Annotated in this window: 19 protein-coding genes; all 19 read right to left on the reverse strand. The window is 45.1% G+C overall.

Annotation, left to right across the window (positions count from 1 at the left end; all coding sequences use genetic code 11):
- Positions 1-351: serine hydrolase (locus tag AMS66_RS19245; RefSeq protein WP_144424544.1), on the reverse strand; the 351-nt coding region annotated here is incomplete at its 3' end.
- A 35-nt stretch (positions 352-386) separates the two neighbouring features.
- Positions 387-1,841: an alpha/beta hydrolase family protein gene (locus AMS66_RS19250; protein WP_053782415.1), complete on the reverse strand. Its 1,455-nt coding sequence runs from the start codon at positions 1,839-1,841 to the stop codon at positions 387-389.
- Positions 1,842-1,975: 134 nt separating this feature from the next.
- Entirely contained in the window at positions 1,976-2,959 is a 984-nt protein-coding gene (locus AMS66_RS19255; RefSeq protein ID WP_053782328.1) for an alpha/beta hydrolase, read from the reverse strand.
- Between the two features lie 130 nt (positions 2,960-3,089).
- Positions 3,090-4,076, reverse strand: a complete 987-nt coding sequence (locus tag AMS66_RS19260; protein WP_053782329.1) for an alpha/beta hydrolase — start codon at positions 4,074-4,076, stop codon at positions 3,090-3,092.
- A gap of 215 nt (positions 4,077-4,291) precedes the next feature.
- Positions 4,292-5,662, reverse strand: a complete 1,371-nt coding sequence (locus tag AMS66_RS19265; protein WP_053782330.1) for a sensor histidine kinase — start codon at positions 5,660-5,662, stop codon at positions 4,292-4,294.
- Positions 5,659-6,333 (reverse strand): response regulator transcription factor, encoded by a 675-nt coding sequence (locus AMS66_RS19270; RefSeq protein ID WP_053782331.1) that lies wholly within the window; start codon positions 6,331-6,333, stop codon positions 5,659-5,661. Before AMS66_RS19270 ends, AMS66_RS19265 begins: the two co-directional genes overlap by 4 nt.
- A 158-nt stretch (positions 6,334-6,491) precedes the next feature.
- Positions 6,492-7,244, reverse strand: coding sequence for a hypothetical protein (locus AMS66_RS19275; protein WP_236703523.1), 753 nt, complete (start codon positions 7,242-7,244; stop codon positions 6,492-6,494).
- A gap of 139 nt (positions 7,245-7,383) precedes the next feature.
- Entirely contained in the window at positions 7,384-8,460 is a 1,077-nt protein-coding gene (locus AMS66_RS19280) for a sensor histidine kinase (protein WP_053782332.1), read from the reverse strand.
- The gene (locus AMS66_RS19285; protein WP_024634373.1) at positions 8,457-9,131 is read right to left on the reverse strand and encodes a response regulator transcription factor; all 675 of its coding nucleotides are present in this window, start codon (positions 9,129-9,131) and stop codon (positions 8,457-8,459) included. Before AMS66_RS19285 ends, AMS66_RS19280 begins: the two co-directional genes overlap by 4 nt.
- 129 nt (positions 9,132-9,260) lie before the next feature.
- Positions 9,261-10,076: an ABC transporter permease gene (locus AMS66_RS19290; RefSeq protein ID WP_053782333.1), complete on the reverse strand. Its 816-nt coding sequence runs from the start codon at positions 10,074-10,076 to the stop codon at positions 9,261-9,263.
- The gene (locus AMS66_RS19295; RefSeq protein ID WP_053782334.1) at positions 10,073-11,104 is read right to left on the reverse strand and encodes an ATP-binding cassette domain-containing protein; all 1,032 of its coding nucleotides are present in this window, start codon (positions 11,102-11,104) and stop codon (positions 10,073-10,075) included. The genes AMS66_RS19290 and AMS66_RS19295 overlap by 4 nt, the downstream gene beginning before the upstream one ends.
- A 151-nt stretch (positions 11,105-11,255) precedes the next feature.
- Entirely contained in the window at positions 11,256-12,656 is a 1,401-nt protein-coding gene (locus AMS66_RS19300) for a family 43 glycosylhydrolase (RefSeq protein WP_053782335.1), read from the reverse strand.
- 61 nt (positions 12,657-12,717) lie between these two features.
- Complete coding sequence (locus AMS66_RS19305; RefSeq protein WP_269084565.1) at positions 12,718-14,472, reverse strand: glycoside hydrolase family 2 protein; 1,755 nt, start codon at positions 14,470-14,472, stop codon at positions 12,718-12,720.
- A gap of 16 nt (positions 14,473-14,488) precedes the next feature.
- Positions 14,489-15,391 (reverse strand): carbohydrate ABC transporter permease, encoded by a 903-nt coding sequence (locus AMS66_RS19310; RefSeq protein WP_053782336.1) that lies wholly within the window; start codon positions 15,389-15,391, stop codon positions 14,489-14,491.
- A gap of 17 nt (positions 15,392-15,408) precedes the next feature.
- Complete coding sequence (locus AMS66_RS19315) at positions 15,409-16,380, reverse strand: ABC transporter permease (protein WP_053782337.1); 972 nt, start codon at positions 16,378-16,380, stop codon at positions 15,409-15,411.
- Positions 16,381-16,426: 46 nt separating this feature from the next.
- Positions 16,427-18,157 (reverse strand): extracellular solute-binding protein, encoded by a 1,731-nt coding sequence (locus AMS66_RS19320; RefSeq protein ID WP_053782338.1) that lies wholly within the window; start codon positions 18,155-18,157, stop codon positions 16,427-16,429.
- A 359-nt stretch (positions 18,158-18,516) separates the two neighbouring features.
- On the reverse strand, positions 18,517-19,470 hold the full coding sequence (locus tag AMS66_RS19325; RefSeq protein ID WP_053782339.1) for a glycoside hydrolase family 43 protein: 954 nt from the start codon (positions 19,468-19,470) through the stop codon (positions 18,517-18,519).
- 161 nt (positions 19,471-19,631) lie between these two features.
- On the reverse strand, positions 19,632-20,480 hold the full coding sequence (locus AMS66_RS19330) for an AraC family transcriptional regulator (protein ID WP_053782340.1): 849 nt from the start codon (positions 20,478-20,480) through the stop codon (positions 19,632-19,634).
- Positions 20,470-21,429, reverse strand: a complete 960-nt coding sequence (locus AMS66_RS19335) for an ArsR/SmtB family transcription factor (RefSeq protein WP_053782341.1) — start codon at positions 21,427-21,429, stop codon at positions 20,470-20,472. Before AMS66_RS19335 ends, AMS66_RS19330 begins: the two co-directional genes overlap by 11 nt.
- Positions 21,430-21,515: the final 86 nt, after the last annotated feature.

Below are 21,515 nucleotides of genomic sequence, written 5' to 3' on the forward strand. Positions count from 1 at the left end.
GCCTTCGTCAACCAGCTTCATTACAGCAGTGGTAAGTAACATTTTACTGGTTGAACCAATGCCGTAGATCGTATTCGAAGTGAGAGGTATCTTGTTATTTATATCGTTTTTGCCGGTTTGACCGGACACTACAATCTCTCCAGCATCGATTAATGCATATTGCACACTGGTCGTACCGTACTTCTCGGTAAGGATCTTGGCTTTCTCCGCTACTATTTTCTTGGTTGGTTCATACGTCAGATTACTGCTGTTCAGGGCAGCCGGTGCGGCCATTGCAGACATTGGAGCTAACATCGTTAACACCAGGGTTAACGCAGCGATTGAAGTTCGTTTTCCCTCTTGTCGTCCCATTCACATCATCTCCTGAGTTTACATGTTTTGGTTGATTAGAGGTCTTCCGGATCTATAAACTTCACCTCTGGATACATGTCGCTCGGTCCCTGAAGCAGATTGCCACCGGTTCCTTTCAGCTGCTTATTAAAGAAATCGAGTACATATTGATTTACGATGTTTGATCCTCTTTTACCATTGATATCTCCTGTTATCCCCGATAGTTTAATCAACTCTGAATAGAATTGAAGGTCCGTGAAATTGAAATGTTGGGTTCCTTCTACATAAATCACATTTCCCCCATGATTGATTACATTTTTCATAATGTGCAGCTCATCTGAAAGAGATTTAGTTACTTCGTCATCCGAATTTCTATCAATTTCAAAATTGGCTAACCAGTCTTCAAAACTTCCCGATCTGATGAACATAAACGGCTTGTTTATATCATCTCTATTTTCCACTTCATATAGTGACCCGTCCATATTAATCCCGGCCTTGACTCTATGATCTAAATAAGTTGTATTAAATGCCGTTGCACCCCCAAAAGAATGCCCCATTACGCCTAAGTTATTTAAATCGATTTTTCCTTTAAACTGACTTTCGATTGCACCTGAATTCAGCTTTTCGATTTGATCGATTACAAACTCCACGTCTTTCGTCCATATATTCCCTGTTTTTGTACGTTCATCTAGTGTAGTCGTACTTTTTTTATAATCCGTTACACGGCCATCTGGAAAAAGGGTAGCAAAGGTGCTATAGGTATGATCGATGGTGACCACGATAAACCCATAACTGGCCAGATTCTCGGCCTGTGATGCATGTAGAACTTTACTGGTTCCCATGCCATGAGATAGCAGTACCAAGGGATAAGGACTTGTAGAAGACAATATTTCACTATTTTCATAAGAGTTGGTTCTACTATACTTCCAGTAGTCGAGAACAAATTCGGGCAGGTGTAAAGAAGTAGAGAAGCTCTGAATATACTTTTTGAACATTTCTTTATCTTTTGGAAACAGCGTGTCACGCTTGTTGTTATTAATGTTCTCAGTAGGGTACCAAACTTGAACCATTAGTTCCCTCTTATCACTTTGATCATCAGTTAATACTTCATCTCTGTTCTGATCTGTAAAATGAAATGTTTGAGTACCTACTTTCTCTGGACCATCAAGTTTCGGCAAATTAAAGACAGGTAAGTATACAGACAAGCCGGTAGATACAACAAGTAAAATGACGATCAAGGAAGATAAACTATATTTCAAGAACTTCCCTATTTTTAGATTCACCATCTTTTCGGAATGTCTGAATAAAACGATGAGTATGAATAGCGCCGTCATGATATATACCAAAAGCAACTGCCATCTGTATCCCTCAACAAACAATTGAACTAATAATATAACGCTACTTCCTATACCCAAACCCAAGCCTATTTTCTTTGCACTTCTTTTAATAAACAGTAGATCTACGAGTAACGCGAAACAGGATAGAACTAACAGTACTTCAAATAATCTCATGTTGAATTCCTCTCTCTCTTTAATCATGGACATCGTCCGAATTGGATTTACTATGAAAAACCGCCTCGCAGGACGGTTTTTCATATTCGTTCATGAACACCTGTTAAGTCAAAGAATGTACGTTTACACCCTATTTATTTCGCTTCGTTCATAAAAGCTCTAACGTCTTCAGCAATTTTTTTGAATTGAGTATGGTGTAAATAATGTGAACCATCCATTGTGATTACTTTCCCATGTACCGATTCTTTGATCTGTCCTTCATGCAGCGGTATCCATCCTTCTACACCTTCATTATTCGCTTGTACAAAGAGAAGAAGTGGAAGGCTTTTAGGGAAAGTTAAACCTTGAGCACCTTTAAAATTGGAATAAATATGATCCATTTCGTTTAATGACGTAGGATTATACATGTTTTTATTCGAGATCATTTTCATCTGCTCAACCGTCTGATCATCAAATGCAAGTCCCTCATAGGGGTCTGCACTCACTTTCATCATTAATCTTAAGAGGCCTGTATTTCTGAGAAGAGCAAACGTTTTTAATGGGAACTTGGCATCTGTAATACTTGGTTGGGTGGAAACACTACTGTCAATACCGACGAAAGCAGTTACCTCATCCGGATATTTGTTCACATAATCAATACCGTAAATGCCTGCAATAGAGTGACCCATGAGCATGTACTGATGAATATCAAGTTGCTGCAGAGCTTCATGAACTTCACTTACGATATTCTCTGTGGTTCTTTCTTTTTCTGTTCCATCACTTAATCCATAACCGAAAGGCTCAACTGCAACAACTTTGTAAAATGGAGATAATTCATCAATAAGCAACTTGAAATCAAGCGCTGGTGTTGCTGTTCCATAACCGGGCAGAAGCACAATCGTTTCCTTGCCTTCACCTTGAATGAGCACATTCATATTTTTCCCGTCTACAGATACATGCTGACCGTATGTCTCTATCTTTTTCGCCTCTGAATTAGTACTGATCACATTTGTGATATAAACAATACCTAGAAACAGAACAATGGCGATTACGATTGCTCCTAGTATTTTAAGTATAATGTTTCGTACTTTCTTGGCCCTCGATCCATTCTTCGCTTTCTTTTCCTCTGGTTGTGTCACTCTCATCTTCTCCTGTCTTGAACTGTTTGTTTGGCTTTCTTCTTTGCTGCTAATGAAATCTTAACCAATGAAAATGTACTCCCCGTGACGTCAATATGAACTGAATATGAACAAGCAAATAAATTAATAGTTACGGAGACGTCATAAACCCCCTGAATTTTTCAGCAATTTCTTTGGCATGGGAACGATACAAATAATGATTTGCTTCCAACAGCACCACTTCACCGTGTACAGAATCCTTTATTAACTTCTCGTGCTCGGGAATCCACCTGTCCGTTGCCGGGTGATTCTTTTGAATAAAGAAAAGAACAGGGAGATTTACAGGGAACGTTAGCTGTTCAGCTGCTATAAAATTGGAATACATGCTTTCTGCCTCATTTAATTGAGTGGTATTATACATATTTTTGTTTATCAGAATTTTCAATTGTTCTTTAGTTTGTTCATCATAAGGTAGTCCATCATAGGGATCAGCACCCAGTTTCAGTTGCAATCTGCCAAAACCTAATTCTCGCAGTATTTTAAGCGGTCTAGTCATGGAAGAATCAATCTTTTTTTCACTCAGCGCTGGAGCACTGCTATCTAGTCCGACAAATGCACGTACTTCATTTGGATATTTGTTCACATAATCCAGGCTATAGATTCCCGATATGGAATGACCCATAAGGATATAACGATCAATATGGAGACTCTGTAAAGCTTCATGAATTTCACTTACGATATTTGCCGTACTGCGTTCCTTTTCGGTCTGATCGCTCAACCCGTAACCAAAAGGTTCTACGACGACGACTTTATAATATGGAGATAGCTCTGTGATAAGTGGCTTAAAATCAAGTGCTGGAGACGCTGTTCCATAACCGGGTAGAATTACGACGGTTTCATCCCCTTCACCCTGAATGGTGACATTCATCCGTTTCCCATCTACAGACACATGCTGTCCATACGTCTCCATTCTTTTTTGCTCCGAATGACTACTGATTTTGTTAACGGTATACACGATGGCTACAAAAAGTAGGATGGCTATAACGATCGCGCCTAATACTTTAAGCAAAATGTTTACCACTTTTCTTGTTTTTGTTCCACCCCAAGGTGTTTTCTCTCTTTCTTGTGTCACACACATCTGCTCCTGTCCTCATCTGGTTAATGGCCGTAACAAGCCGTTAATGCAAGCCTAACCAACCAAGATGTCCTCCCCGTGACGACAACATGAACGGAATATGAACAAACACAAAAAGCCACGTTTCACATACAAGGAAGCTTGCATGTGAAACATGGCATGAAAATACGGTTTAGACAATCGGATGGATATTCTATACATCGACCTATCCTATAAGCCTAACTATCCATTGGTGGAGTGATTGGCAACGTGACAATAAAGGTTGTTCCTTGACCAGGTTTACTCTCCACTCGGATGTCCCCTTGATGAAGCGATACAATCTGTTTAACGATAGCAAGTCCCATACCACTGCCGTCATACTTGCGACTGTGAGAACGATCCGACTTGAAGAATCGTTCAAATATGCGCTTCTGGTCTTCAAGAGGGATACCAATACCTGTGTCGGAGATTCGAATAGTCACGTTCTTGATATCCTGCTTGGTGCTGACGTGAATCATACCGCCATCTTTGGAAAATTTGATGCCATTGCTGAGAATATTCGTCCATACCTGGTTCAACTGGTCGTGATCAGCCAAGACTTTAACGGCTTGGAGATCAAGCTCAAAGTGAATGTTGCGAGCAGACCATTGTGGCTGGAGAGTTACAATGACCCGCCTGATCTGTTCATCAAGGCTTAATGTGATGAGCCTCAGTTGCTGTGACTGAGATTCTAGCAAACTCAGCTTGAGCAGGCTATCGCTCATTTTGGACATTCGCTTCGCTTCAGCGATGATAATATCCAGATAACGGCTTCGTTCGTGATCTGAGAGATTGACTTGCTTAAGCGCCAGAGCGTAACCGGATATCGAGGTAAGCGGAGATTGCACCTCATGCGACACATTCGTAACAAATTCCCTCCGCATCTGCTCCAACTGCTGAAGATCATTCATCATTTCTTCAAAGCTGCGGGCGAGCGTCCCTATCTCACTCGTTTGCTTAATGTTCAGCTTGACGTTGAAATCTCCAGCTGCAATCCGCTTGGTCGCTTGGGTCAATTTCTTGATCGGTCTAACCAAAAATACAGAGGCTACCAGAATCAACAAGCTTCCTGCAACCAACGAACAGGTTGCAAAGATCAAGCCAAACTTGACTACAAAGGAAGCAGAGGGAGGTGAGAGTGTTTCCAGAAACATCGCTTTTGTGCCCATTTCCGTCTTGATCGGTAACCCCAAAAGAACGGTAGCGATACCCTTGGGCGTGTCCTGTACAACCCCTCCGTTTAAAACTTTCTTGAGTTGCTCCATCGATACGGCGGCTGATATCTGTCCGTTAAGCTTTCCATAAGACTGGAACTCACCCGTTACATCATAAATTCGAATGTGATACGAATTAAGCTGTTTCATTCTACTAATGAATGATTCCGCCTCATCAACAGGCATTGCCTTATAAATCTGTACTACATCTTGGCCAAAGTTGCGTATGTTAATTTGAGCGTTTTCGTTTAATTTATCCTCAAATATCCAGGTAGACACAAAAAAAGAAATGACCGTACCTGCGATGACTGAGACCAAAAATGTCAGAACTACACGGATATATAAAGATCTAATCATTCGTAAACCTCAAGCCGGTACCCCAAGCCTCGCACAGTTTCGATTCGAAAATCGGGTGTTGTTGCGAACCGTTCACGCAGGCGTTTAATATGTACGTCTATCGTTCGATCATCTCCGGCGTAATCAATGCCCCATATCTGATCAATCAATTGCTCACGTGTATAGACTTGTCCGGGTGTTCCGGCCAATTTATAGAGCAATTCAAACTCTTTTAGCGGCAACGTAAGCGACTCCGTCCCTCTCATCACCTTATAGGTCTGACGATCCAGGATGACGTTTCCGAAATGAATCGTCTGCGTGGAGCCAATTTTGTATCGTTTCAGTAATGCTCGAACACGAGCCGTAAGCTCCAACGGATCAAACGGTTTCGTCAGATAATCATCCGTCCCCAGTTCGAATCCTTTCACCTTCTCCCAGGTCTCGCCTCTCGCCGTCAGCATGAGTAACGGAAGATCAGGATTGGCTCTTCGCAGCTCTTTGCATAACGTCCAGCCATCCATGATAGGCATCATGATATCAAGCACGACAAGATCAACATGCGTTGAGCCGTAAACGGTCAGAGCCTCCTTGCCATCCGCGGCTTCAGCCGTTTCAAATCCGTCATTTCTCAAAAATAAACAGACGAGTTCACGAATGTTCGGATCATCGTCAGCAACTAGTATTGTAGGCATTTGTTTCCTCTTTTCCTGTTTCCATGTCATGTAGTCGTAATCATTATACTATTATTGAATTTGTAAAAAGCAAGAAGCAAGTAAGAATTATGAGATAGATACGAATAAATGATCTAACAAAGTAAGCGTATCCATTCCTTGCTGCTAGCCAGAACAGTTTAATCCCGCCATTCCCTCAAATTTTTCTGCATCCCCGCCTTGTTATGAAGAAACTGTTTCACACGAGAGCCATTGGCACCAGATGGATGAGGAAATCCCCATAAAATCTTCCCTCCGTCTATCCGATGTTCATCAAGCAATTGATGAAGTACAGCCTCCACCGACTTTCCTAATGGAATAATAAGAGGATGCTTCAGCTGTTCCAATTCAGGCAGAAAAGACTCAAGTACGGCTTCATACAGAAATGGATTTTTAGAAATGGAAGGCTGGTGACCATTGTAATTTTGCTTATTCACCAAGACTGGATATCGAATCAGGGAGGTTGTATGTAACAATGTACAGTCTGCCTCAAATAGTCTTTGCACATGGGACACTGTTAAGTAGTCATGCAACCCTATCTCCTGGAGCATTTGAATCAAGTTGGTACGCATGGACCCGGCCATTCTTGCCCCCATTTTGGCTTTTTTACAGGCTTGCTCATATGAATGATGTTCTTTCAAAGCTTGGATGGCCGTTCTATAAGCAATCTCCATCTGTTGCCAACCTGGTGTGATGCCCACAAGCATGACTTTTGCGGAAGGATTGATATATTCATTATGCGGAGAATAGAACATCTCAATCTCTCCCGAAGAGCTTAATTTCAGATCATTAATCAGCAGCTGTGTTTTAGAATACTTAGGTTGTATCGGGAATGAATTCATCACGTCAATCAGACGCTTTTGGTGAGTGGAAGATATCAGCACATTGCTCACTCCTTACGGCCTTATGTATTGGGCTACCCTGCAGATTATCGCTTATATACCTTATTTTGTACAAAAAAAGCCGAATTCATTGAAATAAAAAGGGTAATTGACAGACAACGTCCATCGATTGCCCTTTATGGTATTCTTTTTAGGCTGAACGGACCGGAAGTTGTACCGTGAATGTCGCACCTTCTCCCGGTTCACTAAACACAGAGATGGTGCCATCATGCATCTCCACAATCTTATGCACGATGGACAAGCCCAGCCCACTGCCTCCCATGGAACGTGTACGGGATTGATCCACCTTGTAGAACCGTTCGAATATGCGAAGCTGATCCTGTTTGGTGATACCGGGACCACTGTCCGTAATGCGAACATTGACCTTGTCTTCACTCTGCGAAAGGAAAACATCAATCTTTCCACCTTCTGGTGTGAATTTGATTGCATTATGAATCAGGTTGATCCACAACTGAATCATCAAGTCCTCGTCAGCAAAAATTTCAACTTCTTCCAGCTCTACGTTCATATCAATTTTTTTGTCATCCCATTGGGGTTCGCAAGCCAGAACAAGAGTCACCAGCTGCCGATCCAATCGGTAAGATGTTTTATGAGATGCATGCTCGGATGAATCCAGAACGGCGAGTTTCATTAAATTATCACTAAGTCTGGACAAACGGACACATTCCGTCTCAATGATCGTCAGATACTTTTCCCGTTTCTCCTGATCCATATCTTTATTTTTCAACGCCCTGGCGAACCCGCTGATTGACGTGAGCGGTGATCCGATCTCATGTGATACGTTCGAGATGAACTCCTGACGTAAATCTTCCATCACTTTGAGGTTCGCTGCCATATCATTAATACTATCTACCAGCTCGGCAAACGGATGATTATGTCCTGGCCTTCCGTTTCTTTTCACAAAATCCGAATCCAGATTCACACGAAAATCACCACGGGAAATACTTCTTAACGCCTGAATCATCTCGTGAAGGAAGTCATACTCCCTACCTTTGACCAGCGGGCCGATAATGACAATGAATAATCCGAAAAAAATAAATCCGAGCATGGCGTTGATGAGTAAACTAATCAAGTCATGCGGATTCCACGAAATATAGGCATACGCACTCTTGGTAATGTAGAATGCCGCTGTCCAGCAGGCAAACAGGGCCAGAGATACCAGAATGACGTTTCTGGCAACATGAAGAAATCCGGGCCCCTGCTTCATTGCCTTACCTCCAGACGATAGCCCAAACCTCGCATGGTACGAATGACGAAAGCATGCTCTTCCTCCGGAAACCGTTCACGAAGACGTTTGATATGCACATCAATCGTTCTCTCGTCTCCTTCGTAATCATAACCCCAGATCTTTTCGATTAACTGATCCCGGGTAAAGGTCTTACCAGGATAACTCGCAAGGGTAAACAGCAGTTCAAATTCCTTGCGTGGCAACACAATATCCTGATCCCCCTGCTTGCACTCATACGTATCACGCCGCAGGACAAGTTCTCCAAGGGGTATCACTTGTGAAGTCATAATACGATATCGTTTCAATAAAGCCTTCACCCGTGCGACCAGTACTAGCGGATCAAAAGGCTTTACTAAATAATCATCCGTCCCAAGTGTAAATCCTTTAATGATCTGCGAAGTTTCTCCTTTTGCCGTTAACATCAGGAGCGGCAGATCCGTCTGCTGCCTCAACTGACGGCACAGCTCCCATCCATCCATACCCGGCATCATAATATCGAGAACGACCAGGTCGACCTTATGGTCAGCGAGTAATCGCAGTGCATCCAGTCCGTCAACAGCCTCGATGACGTGCAAACCCTCCTGCTGCAAAAAATGTCCAACCAGCTCTCGGATATGCGGGTCGTCATCAACGACCAATATGCTTGTCAATGTGACCACCTCCATTTTTCCAACCTTGCCTTATACTCCACATTCTGTCAAGAAGGAGACGTTATACATAAGGGCATACGTCTCCTTCCTGACAACCAACACTTTTCAGCAAAATTTCATGACTTTCATTTACGTTCTGCGCATATATGCACGTACTGTCAATGGTGCAAAAATGGCTACAATAACCGCAGCTCCAGCTAGGCTAGTCACCAGATCTGTGCCCATGGTCCCTTGATTCGCCAATTCCCGTACCGCTGAGACCAAATGGGATATTGGATTGACATTGACAACCCACTGAAGCCAATTCGGCATCGTATCTACCGGAACGAAAGCGTTCGAAGCAAAGGTGAGCGGAAACAGCACGAGCATAGAAATTCCTTGTACACTTGAAGCTGTACGAGCTATAACACCGAGAAAAGCAAAAATCCAACTGATTGCCCAGGCGCATATAATGACCAGCAATCCCGCCAAGGCGACATGCCCTAGTCCACCTGCAGGGCTATATCCCAATAAATAACCAATCGTAAAGGTAAGGCACGTTGCAATGGTATACCGAATCGTATCTGCCAATAACGCTCCGGCCAGTGGCGCAATACGTGCTATAGGCAACGATTTGAACCGGTCGAATACCCCTTTATCCATATCCTCACGCAATTGCACACCAGTAACGACTGAGCTTGTAATTACCGTCTGCACCAGTATACCCGGAATAATGACCAACAAATAAGATTGAATATTTCCCGAGATCGCACCACCAAAAATGTACGTAAACATCAATGTGAAAATAATCGGCTGTAGTGTAACATCGAATAACTGTTCTGGTGTACGTCTAACCTTCAAGATCCCACGATAAGCCATCGTTAAGGAATTCCGGACGGTTTGCCCAAAGCTTGTGTATTTTCTCAGCTTCCGACTCGGGTTTGATTTCGCTATTGTACTGTTCATACTTGCAACTCCTCCACTGCTTTTGATTCTTGAGATGTTTGAGACGCATGGCCACTCGCATCTTGGCCTGTAATGGTAAGAAATACTTCATCAAGTGTAGGTTTCTGGACACTCATCTCTGCCAGATCAATGCCTGCGGAGCGGAAGGCAATCAGCAGATCTGCTGCAATATTCGCATTCGCCATCGGTGCAGTAATTTTCCCTGCTTCCGCCGATACACTGGTTTCTGTCCGGAGAATCTGCTCCACAATCTGACGGGCGTGTTCAATCCGCGTCGGTTCCTGGATGCGCAGCTGAAGAGATGCAGTGCCAACTGAAGCTTTCAAATCATCCACCGTGCCCTCGGCAACGACATGGCCCTGATCGATTACGGCAACACGGTCGGCCAGTTGATCCGCTTCATCGAGATATTGTGTTGTCAGAAGCACCGTTGAACCTGTTTTGACCAACTGGCGGATCGTATTCCACATCTGTGCACGTGTCCGTGGATCAAGTCCCGTCGTCGGTTCATCCAGAAAGATCAGCGGCGGCTGAGCAATAAGGCTTGCTGCCAGATCCAGACGGCGGCGCATACCTCCCGAGAACCCTTTGATCGGACGTTTCGCTGCTTCCGTCAAGCCAAATTCTTCGAGAAGCTCAGCTGTCTTGCGTTTCGATTCTGCACGGCCAAGGCCCAATAGCCGTGAAAATATCATCAAGTTTTCATTGGCACTAAGTGACTCGTCAACGGATGCATATTGTCCAGTGAGTCCAATCAGTTGGCGCACAATATGTGACTCCTTCACCACATCATGCCCAAATATTTTGGCTGATCCTCCATCAGGCCGGAGCAGCGTGCCCAGCATACGAATCGTTGTTGTTTTCCCTGCTCCATTCGGACCCAGTACGCCGTAGATCGTACCCGCCTTTACATTCAGATTCACACCATCCACTGCATGTTTATCTCCAAAAGTTTTCACAAGTCCCTCTGCCTCAATGGCCCAATCCCCAAGGTCATTGCCTGTTGTTCTTTGTTGTGTATTGTTCAATTGTGGTTCCTCCCATATCGTTTATAGGGGAAGAATAACGCACTTTTATGAACTGAATATGAATGGAAACGAAAGTTTGCAAATTCAAATCACAAAACCCCGCCAAGGTCCAAATGGACATCGGCAGGGCTCGAATCGGATTTATAATATTTTAATTTGCAGGTTTGATATCAAAAAAGTCCAGTTCCCCATATCCTTCACCTTTGGAGAAGCGAATTTTGTTCACACCAGCATTTAGCTGAACTCTCGCTGTAGACAGTCCCCAGTTCTCCCATCCCTTGTTCGTGATGTAGAAAGGGCTGGCTGTGCCTCCATTTAGACTCAGCAGCAGGTTGGACCAGTTGCCACCTGCTGTGCCATTCGCCGTCCTCGCCAGAAGAATATATTGGCCAGCAGTTGCTGCATTGACGTTAAATTCCACATAGCTGTCGGCCGTATCCATATGACCAGCTTTCATGCTGCCCGAACCGGAAGGGCTCTGGGAAGCGTAAGCGATCCCCCCAAAGGTTCCCTCTTCTCCTTCATATCGAACGATTGACTTTTCTCCCGAAGGCAGAGCAATAGGTGTGTTGGGATTCACCGGTGCACCCAAATTCGGGGTATTGTCGGCATTCCAGGTGAACTTCTGTAAGCGGATTTCGCGATTCCATCCGGAATTATTGAATTTAGCTGTGTGGTACATGATCCAGTCCTCAGTCCCATCAGGCGATTTCGTAAAGGAATGATGACCCGGACCATACAAGCCGTTTCCGGATTGGAAGATAGGCTGACTGCGCTTGCTCCAGGATGCCGGGTTCAGCAAATTGCTTGAGGCGTTGGCTGTAATAAGTCCCAGACAATAGTCATTGGTCCAACTTCCGCTTGCCGAGTACACTAGACTGATGACACCGTTTCGAACGATCACCTGCGGTCCCTCATTTACATTCGGGGAATGATTGGTTTCCCAGGCGTAGGTTGGTCGAGCAATCTCCACACGATTCGAATTGATGGTCCAGGGATTGCTCATATGGGCAATGTATAGATTCTGCCTTACATTTGTATCTCCTTCCCAACCCGACCAGATGAAATAGAGCTGTCCGTTCACTTGTAATACCGTCCCGTCGATGGCCCATTTGTTGGTTGGGTCCGTAATCTGTCCTTTGTATTGCCAGGTTCCCTGGGTGGGATCAGCTGATGTATTTTCCATAACATACATGCGGTGATTGACGTTGTCTCCATCATCCTTGGCATAATAGATATACCATGCACCGTTGATGTAATGAAGCTCAGGGGCCCAGATGCCGCAGCAGCCGGTATTCACCACTGTGGTTGGAGCCGCATCAATGGTTGTTAATTGTGCTGACTTCCAGATGGTAACGTTGCCACCTGTCGTTTTGGTGAAATAATAGAATCCGTCTGTGTGCTTGTAAACCCATGGATCCGCTCCATCCTGCATCACCACATTATAGAAGTTATTCTGAACGGTAGCTGCATGCGTCGTCTGTCCAATTGGGAAAATAAGAAATGCACATAAGGCCAGCAACAATTTGCTCCTGTAATTCACGATTTTCATCTACAGTCACACTCCCTATCCTATCGGATTATGAATCATGCACGTTACTAACCTTCAACGTTCAATCTTCGATGGCAGCCTTGCGGGAATTGATGCGGCGAATCGTTTCCGGGTCGAATTTGGGACGGCGGTCATACGTGAACAGTCCATTCACTTCCTGTTCCACATCATATAGCTGGGTATAACAAAACCCGAACATCTTTGGATGGTCCAGCAGGACATTGGTTAATCCCTCATAACGTGCAATGAAAGCTTCTTCGGATTGGGGTCTATCTCCATATCCCCAAGCATTCTCATCTTGCTGATCCGGGTTCCACCAGATGCCACCATACTCGCTGATAAAATAAGGCTGCCCTTCATACGTCTGCCGATCCGGAAAGGTATTGAACACTCCCCCGCCGCTTTTCATCGGTTCATATCTGGCCCGGAACGTTTCCGGGTTCTGATCATAGTCATGCAAATCGAAAATATCCGTCACCACATGAAAGTTACCGCTAGTATCAATGACAGGACGTGTCGGGTCCATACGTTTAGTCATCTCATAAACAATACGGAGCACATCGTTATCCTGCCGGGTTCCATCACGATCCCACGTTTCGTTGAATGGACACCAGCCGATGAGGGATGGATGATTGAAGTCACGTTCCATGCCTTCCATCCATTCCGGCAGGAACCGGGCGAGACTTTCGGTCGTTGTAATATCCTGTCCCCAGTTGGCATGTTCTCCCCATACCAGATAGCCAAGCTGGTCAGCCCAATATAGGAAACGTGGCTCAAACATCTTTTCGTGCAATCTCGCGCCATTAAATCCAAGCTCCATGGAGATCTCAATGTCCTTTCGCAGATCCTCGTCACTTGGTGCCGTGTAGATACCATCCGGGTAAAAGCCCTGATCCAGCACGAGACGCTGAAAAACGGACTTCTCATTGATGCGAAATGCCATGCCATCCAGCCTTACCGTACGTAGTCCGAAATACGAGGCAACCGTATCGCTCGTCTGATTCTGCCCATGCAGCCTCAGTTCCAGATCATACAGTTTGGCATGCCCAGGCTCCCATAAATGGATTTCAGATAATGGAACGGTAAGCTTCACAGAAGGCCCATGAACAACCGCCGTTACCGATCCAACATCCTTGCCGTCAAAGCGGGCAGTTGCAGCCAGTTCCCCTCCAGCTGCGTTACCGCATATTTTCACTTCCAGGTGCACGCATGCATTATCCGGATCAGCGGCGACTTTCATGTCGGAGAGATACGCCTCGGGCACCTGCTCCAGCCACACCGTTTGCCAGATGCCGGTAGTCCGCGTGTAATCGCAGCCATGCGAGTGGAATCGTTCGCTCTGTTTGCCTCGCGGCTGAAGTCCAGAACGCACATCGTCTTCCGCATAGACCGTGACTATATTCGTTCCCGGCGAAACGTGGGATGTGATATCAAAATGGAATGGCGAATAGCCTCCCCGGTGCTTGCCAACGGCTTTTCCGTTAACCCAAATCTCCGCTTCATAATCCACAGCGCCAAAATGGAGCAAAATGCGTCCATTCATCCAGTCATCCGGGATGGAGAATTCCCGTTTATACCATACCGCTGCCATAAAATCGGTATATGCCACCCCGGACAGCTTACTCTCTGGACAGAACGGAACCGTGATTATTCCAGAGAGGTGATGTTCGGACTGCTCATAACCGCGTTCTTTCCCACTTTTGCCATGATCCATTTCGAACTGCCAAGTTCCGTTAAGATTGGTCCAATTGCTCCGTACCCACTGAGGGCGAGGGTATTCCGGGCGTGGTATCACTGTCATCTTCTCTTTATTCATACGTTAATCACTCCTATTAGCCTTTGATTGAACCGATGTATACTCCTTTGACAAAGTACTTTTGCAGGAAAGGATATACCATCAGTATTGGAATGGTGGACACAACAATGGTGCAATATTTGACCAGTTCCCGATAAGCGGTCGAACTGCCCGCACTATCAATCACTACACCGCTTGCACTGCCCATACTTGTTGCGGTGGAGTCATTTGCTACCAAAATTTCTTTCATTAACAGCTGCAACGGAAATTTGTCCCGGTCCTGCAACAGAACCATGGCATTAAACCAGGAATTCCAGTTGCCGACCAGATAATAGAGGAAAATAACCGCCAGGGTGGCTTTGGATAGTGGCAAAATCACGTACATCAGTATTCGTGCCTGACTCGCCCCATCAATGGTTGCTGCCTCTTCCAATTCCAGCGGAATCGCCTGAAAGCCGGTCCTCAGAATGATGATGTTCCAAGTACTCAGCGCCGTAGGCAGAATCATTGCCCACAGATTGTTGAACAAGCCGATATCCTTCATTAAAAGGAACCAGGGAATCAGTCCTCCTCCAAAGAACATCGTAATCGTGATGACAATCATAATTGCATTTTTAAAGTACAAATCGCGTCTGGACAGGACAAAAGCTCCCATAATGGTCATGACCATATTGACGAAAGTGCCCAGTCCCACGTAAATTAGTGTGTTTTTATAACCCACCAGGAGACTGTTGTCCTTAAAAATCAACTTGTATCCATCCAAAGTGAAGCCTAATGGCTTGAGTAGAAGTCCCTTGTGCGCCACCAGTCGAGCCGGGTCGCTGAAGGAGGCAAACACAATATGCAAGATGGGATAGAGACAGGCCAGTGTCAACAGAGTCAGCAGTGTATAATTTAAGATATCGAACATTCGGTTTCCCATCGTTTTTTGATATTTCATTTCCGTTCACCCCCTCCCTACCATAGGCTGACCTCGGAGTGGCGTTTTGCAATTCGGTTCGTTGCCCACAGTAAAGCGAAATTGATAATTGCGCTCAACAGTCCAACAGCCGTGGAATAGCTCAGACTTGCTTCCCTTAACCCTCTCCGATATACGTAGGATGCAATGACATCGGCGGTATCATAGGTCAAAGGATTATATAGAAGGATAATTTTCTCGTAACCGGATGCCATCAGACCGCCAACTGCAAATATAAACAGAATGACGATAACCGGACTGATCTGGGGCAACGTAATATGCCACATCTTTTTAATTCTCCCTACGCCATCCATATCCGCTGCTTCATATAAAGTAGGATCGATCGTGCTCATCGCAGCCAGATAGATGATGCTCTCCCACCCAATACTCTGCCAGATACCCGAAAAGATATAAATCGGCCTGAACATGGAAGAGTACCCAAGCAGCGAACTGTATTCCTTACCAGTGATGAACTGCAATACCTGAGTAATGATGCCTTCATCTGCAGTAAAGATATGGATCATGCCGCAGACTACGACGAGTGAAATGAAGTGAGGCATGTAGGTAATGGTCTGCACGACTTTTTTGAATCTGCTGTTCCGAGCTTCATTCAGCATTAATGCCAACAGAATGGGGGCGGTGAAACCTAACACAATTCCCCACACATTTAACAGCAGCGTGTTCTTCACTACTCTCCAGAAATAGGGACCCTGAAAAAATTCAATAAAGTGCTTGAACCCAACCCACTGGCTGTCTGCGAAGCCAAGAAGGGGCTTGAAATCTTTAAAGGCAATCAGTACACCCCACATTGGTCCGTAACAAAAGACGAGAAACCAAGCGATCACTGGGATCGCCAGCATGTAGGCAAACCAGTTCTTTTTAAAATCCTTTTTTATGAGATGTCTTTTGTTTTTACGCCCGGGAGTGATCAAGCCGCCATGCCGTTTCCTGTTTTTCCGTACTGTCAGCATCAACTAGCCACCTCGTTTCCGACTCCTTACCGTTCAGAGATATACACTATCTTTGGTTATAGCGATCTAACGCTGCTTGATGAATGTTTAGAAACTCATCCAGGCCCATTTTCTTGGCAGCGGTTAGAAATTTGTCATATGCATCCACGGGCAGCTCACCCATAATAATCTTGGCAAAATACTCTCCACGCAGCGTGGACAGCTGATTTCCAAGCTCAGCCTCACGTGATGCTTCTTCCTGGGTAAAGGTAATTGGTGGCATGGCCATGCTGGTATCCATGCTCTCCGTCCACTCCTTCCGGATATCCCCGGAATAGCTTCCTTTGGCAACAATCAGTGGATTCGAATTATGCTCGTCACGAATGGCTGGCCAGGAATGCATGCGGTATTTCAACAAAGTCGTGGCAACAGGTTGGCCGTCCGGATCTTTGTAAATATAGCTGTCTTCAGGGAAGTACGGCTTGCCGTTCTCATCAATTAAATGAACGGTGCCGTATTCGCCGTAGTTGAGGATTTCCCATCCCTTTTTGCTATAGTTAAAATCAAGCCAGGCCATGGCCGCTTCAACATCTTTGCACTGGGTTGTGATTGCCGCTGTGGTTCCTGTTCGTTTGAAGTTCTTGTAGGTCGTTGCTGATTTATCACCTTTGTTCAGGACAGGATTGAGTGCACCAACAAAATCGATATCGTTCTGCTGCTTCCAATAGCTCCACATCGTATCCGGCGAATCCATCATCACAGCGGTTTTGTCCGAGATGGCGCTGGCCATTCTTTGATTAAAATCCGCGGTTGCCCAATCCCGATTGAGCAAGCCTTCCTTATTCCATTGCTGCATGGTCGTCAGATATTCCTTGGCCTTTGGCTGTGCAGGACCCCAGGCGACCTGGCCGTTTCCATCCAGGAAAGTCCAGTCCCATACGCCGTATGCACCGTTAATGATGCCTGTAAAGACCTGGCCGTAGGAAGATCCGTAATTCAGCGGTTCAGCAAACCCAACTTCCTTGCTTTTTTTCAAAAAGGCGTGCCATTCCTCGATCGTGGTCGGTACTTCCAATCCCGTCTTTTCCAGTGCTTCCTTCTTGATCAATGTACCGAACCAAGTCCATTCGGAATACGGTGCGATTCCGTAAAAACCGAGGAGCTTACCACTGTCGGTAACGGTCGTCTTTCTTCTCGTCTCGTCTGAGTTCCGCCATGCTGAATAATTGGGAGCGTTGGTCTCCATCAAGTCGGTGAGATCCAGATAAGCCCCGTCATTCAAACCTGCTTCGAGACCTCCCGGATAACGTTCAGGATTGATAATGATATCGGGCAGCTCCCCGGACGAAATCATCAAGGTAAAAGCGTCAGCCTCTTGTCCCACAGGTGGTGTGATGAAGTTGACCTTAATTCCGGTTAGTTTTTCCACCTGTTTTTGAACCACCTGTTTGTTCATATCCGGGATGTTGGGATTGGCTGGCATCCAAATGTTCAGCGTGGCATCTGTTTTATAGGGATAGGCTGAATAATCGTTGGGAATGGTCTCCTCGAACATATCCTCCAAATAGGTATCATTTAACGTGTGGTTTATCTCGTCACTCTGCGCTTGTGTAGGTGCCTTGTTTCCGCGGATGTCCTGACTTATATCTGCAAACGTGATGTTGTTCCTCTCTTTGGCAACCTCCTTCTCCTGCGATACCGCTTCTCCCGCATCATTTCCACTGCTGCATGCTGCAGTCGAAACAATAAGCACCGACACCATCAATACGCCGAATAACCGCTTTGTGAATTTCGCCATATCCATCCCCCCGCTACGAATTTGAGATTCTCCCCAGAACGATGTTGATCTGAATTGTAATTTTCTGTATTTGAATCAAAGTATAGTTACACAATAATTAGATGTCAACGCTTTCAATTCATTTTATTGTAATAAAATGAATTTGTTATTCTTGATTTTTTCTCCTAAAGCAACAGGATTAATCATTATATAAAACTGAATTTGCACTGTTAAATGCGGTATTATCCAATTCAATTCACATAGAAGTTTCGCTTCATTCAACGTCATGGCCGCATGCGTTTTCATCAAATTATTTACTTGCATTGTTTTTAATTACAAAATAATTGTAACTATAAGCTTACCTATCTCGAGTCTTTATTTCACTCTCCTGATGGAATTTGGAGCGCATGATCATCGCTGAAAGGCACACCGAAATCAGGTGTTCCATCCCTGTTCCATTCAAATTTTTGAATGCGCGTTGCCCGTAAACCGGTATCAGCACCCGGTGCAGGAAGAGCATGATATACGATCCAGTCCTCCAGACCATCCGGTGATGTTGTAAAGCTGTTGTGTCCTGTGGCATACACACCATTCTCCGCACTCTTCCGAAAAACAGGCTGCGGGGACTTGGTCCATGATGAGGCCAGCATCGGATCAGCCTCTTCATTCATGGTCAGCATGCCGAGTGCATAATCTTCCGACCAGGTTGTGCTTGCCGAGAAAACCAGAAAAACTCGTCCGTTTCGATGCAGCGTAACTGGGCCTTCATTAATCGCCATTCCGCCTTGCTTTTCCCAGGAAAGCGTCGGCGCTGTTAGCAGCACATGGTCACCTGTTATAGAGTAAGGGTCAGACATCCGCATAATATAGATCGCTGATCCATAGTCCGGAAAATGGCCATAACCTGCGTACAGAAAATAAAGCTCGCCACCCATCTTCAACACGGTGCCATCCAGACCGGGGACAGGAGTATCCAGTGCCCCCTTCCATACCCAATCACCTTCCATGGGATTCACACTTTCATTCTCCAGTACGCAAATCCGCCTTGAATCGTCCCCTCCTCCATCATTGGCCGTATAGTATATGTACCATTTCTCATTCAAAAAATGGATTTCCGGTGCCCACAAATGATGGCTGTAACGCCCACCAGGCTCAGGTGTCCAGATGATTTTCCGTGTCCCTTCGTCAATTTGTGATAATTGGGACGATTGAATAAGCTCCAGGTAATTAGAACGTGTGCGCATAAAATAGTAATTGCCATCGGAGTGCCTATAGACCCAAGGGTCTGCGGATTGCAGTGCCACCGGATTACAAAAAGTTGTCCTGTTCGTCATCTCTTTTCTCTCCCTTCATGTCGTGCTATTTTCTATTATCTGGCAGGATTCGTTTATAGACAATTGTGAAAACGCTTTAAATAGATTATAAAAAAAGACAACCTTCAAGCGATTTCGTCGGTCGAAAAAAACCGTCCGCAGACGGTTTTCCTGTTGAAGCTCTATTGAATGTTTTGCAATCTCCATTCTAGTGGGGTGACCCCAACAGATCTGACAAAATAATCATAAAATCTGCTGGACGAGGTAAACCCTACTTCCGAAGATATCATTTCGACTGCCTTGTTAGTTTGTTGTAACAACCGTTTGGCTTCCATTAGACGAAGATTGATAATGTATTGCTTCGGAGAAACCCCAACCGTTTCCGTAAATTTCTTTCGCAGATTGCTTTCGGACAGAAAATGTCGAGAGGCCAATTCACTAACCGTAATCGGCGTGTAGTAAGACGAATGAATCTCTTTCAGCACTTCCTGAATTATGCTTTGGCCTGTTGGATCTTTCACAGCATGAGGAGCTTCGTGCGAGCAATTCCGCTGGAACAGTAGCAATGTAGTCTCCAGCGCCAGACGTATTAAATGACTGGAGTCAATGCTTTGCTTGTCTGCGGACCGCCACTCCTTCTCCAATTCGGATAAACTGATATCTGCCCAGCGAAGACTGTCCTTATTGAGATGGGCAAGCTGAATGCGATTCCTCTGATGGTCCTGCCCATTGAAGAGATATCGACAATGCACAGGCAGGTATTCATTGTAATAATGCACGGAAACGCCCTGCCATGGCTCAGTACACACAAAACCGTGATAAAGCCCTGGCGGGATCATAATGAGGTCACCCGCAACCACTTTGACATTCTGCTCAGGTGAGCTGTAATACCCTTCCCCATCCAGAATAAGTGTCAATTCATCATAAGCATGTGAATGGGACTTAAATAAACCTTCACCCTGCTCCAGATGAAACAAGTTCGGTTTAAAACGCTCGATACTCACGATAAATGAGGTACCGTTATTTGGCATATCTCGCATCCTTATCACCCGCATTCATCGTATACCTCACCTGCATAATAATGTTCTGTTCATGATCCCCGAACTCATTACCAAACAGGTTTATGCCTCCCTGATGCTTCGCATCCGGATGAATTCCAATGCGTAATCTTAACTTGGGTTTATCCTCAAGATGAAGATCTGACAGAGACACATCCGAAATTTTATCCTTGTCCAGCATAGTCTTATTGCAGTCCACACGCCATTTTTTGAGAATGCCGTATTGTGTGGAGCCGTCAGACCACCATGCCGGATTCAGTTTACCACGGCGGTCGCCCAAATCTCCGGGACTTGTCCACATCCCAATCTCAGTGCCATTCACCCAGACGGAAATATCCGAAGGCCAGTCATTGTTGTAGGTGGCTACTTCAGAACAGATTTCCATGGACAATTCCAAAGCTTCAATCGTTGCACCTTGCGGAATATCCATCGGAAGTAAATATTCCAGATAACCTTTTGCCAGCCAAATGATCTGAGCATCAATATGCTTGGGATGATAAAAGCTTGCCGGGTCATCTTCCTTTAGAATCATATCCTCCGTGCTCGCCATGCCACAGGTTGGCGCAACTTCACAGTCGCTGTAATGACCGATCGGCATCTGTACTTCATAGACATTCGTATCCCGTGTAGCAAAGGAACTCACTCGATCCAGTGCAATATGAATATCATCATAATTGCGGCTGCAAACCTTCATCGCCCCGCGAGAGGCCGGGAGCATTTCCGTATGTATTAAATGGGCCGCCTCCAGCACTTTAATATGGTTGGCTACCGTTGACACCGGCAGGTTAAGTGCTTCGGCAATTTCAATAATGTTTAATTTGCTGGCATTTAGAAGCTGGAGAATGTCAATCCGGGAACGAGTCGACAGGGCGTGTGTTACAGTTACCAGTTTTTCCGGGTCGTTAAAGCTGAGTTCCAGCACGTATTTGCTCTCCTTTGGAAAATATTAATTAAAAATAATTCTACTGAATAAAAGGAATAAACACAATGTTGCCATGCTTCATCCTG

The sequence above is a fragment of the Paenibacillus xylanivorans genome (genome assembly GCF_001280595.1).
GTDB lineage: Bacteria > Bacillota > Bacilli > Paenibacillales > Paenibacillaceae > Paenibacillus > Paenibacillus xylanivorans.

Bases quoted from the DNA above. Each gene is read 5' to 3' on its own strand.
- AMS66_RS19265 (WP_053782330.1), bottom strand. From the start codon at position 5,662: ATGATTAGATCTTTATATATCCGTGTAGTTCTGACATTTTTGGTCTCA.
- AMS66_RS19290 (WP_053782333.1), bottom strand. From the start codon at position 10,076: ATGAACAGTACAATAGCGAAATCAAACCCGAGTCGGAAGCTGAGAAAA.
- AMS66_RS19250 (WP_053782415.1), bottom strand. From the start codon at position 1,841: ATGAGATTATTTGAAGTACTGTTAGTTCTATCCTGTTTCGCGTTACTC.
- AMS66_RS19260 (WP_053782329.1), bottom strand. From the start codon at position 4,076: ATGTGTGTGACACAAGAAAGAGAGAAAACACCTTGGGGTGGAACAAAA.
- AMS66_RS19305 (WP_269084565.1), bottom strand. From the start codon at position 14,472: ATGAATAAAGAGAAGATGACAGTGATACCACGCCCGGAATACCCTCGC.
- AMS66_RS19330 (WP_053782340.1), bottom strand. From the start codon at position 20,480: ATGCCAAATAACGGTACCTCATTTATCGTGAGTATCGAGCGTTTTAAA.
- AMS66_RS19270 (WP_053782331.1), bottom strand. From the start codon at position 6,333: ATGCCTACAATACTAGTTGCTGACGATGATCCGAACATTCGTGAACTC.
- AMS66_RS19280 (WP_053782332.1), bottom strand. From the start codon at position 8,460: ATGAAGCAGGGGCCCGGATTTCTTCATGTTGCCAGAAACGTCATTCTG.
- AMS66_RS19300 (WP_053782335.1), bottom strand. From the start codon at position 12,656: ATGAAAATCGTGAATTACAGGAGCAAATTGTTGCTGGCCTTATGTGCA.
- AMS66_RS19320 (WP_053782338.1), bottom strand. From the start codon at position 18,157: ATGGCGAAATTCACAAAGCGGTTATTCGGCGTATTGATGGTGTCGGTG.
- AMS66_RS19325 (WP_053782339.1), bottom strand. From the start codon at position 19,470: ATGACGAACAGGACAACTTTTTGTAATCCGGTGGCACTGCAATCCGCA.
- AMS66_RS19310 (WP_053782336.1), bottom strand. From the start codon at position 15,391: ATGAAATATCAAAAAACGATGGGAAACCGAATGTTCGATATCTTAAAT.
- AMS66_RS19315 (WP_053782337.1), bottom strand. From the start codon at position 16,380: ATGCTGACAGTACGGAAAAACAGGAAACGGCATGGCGGCTTGATCACT.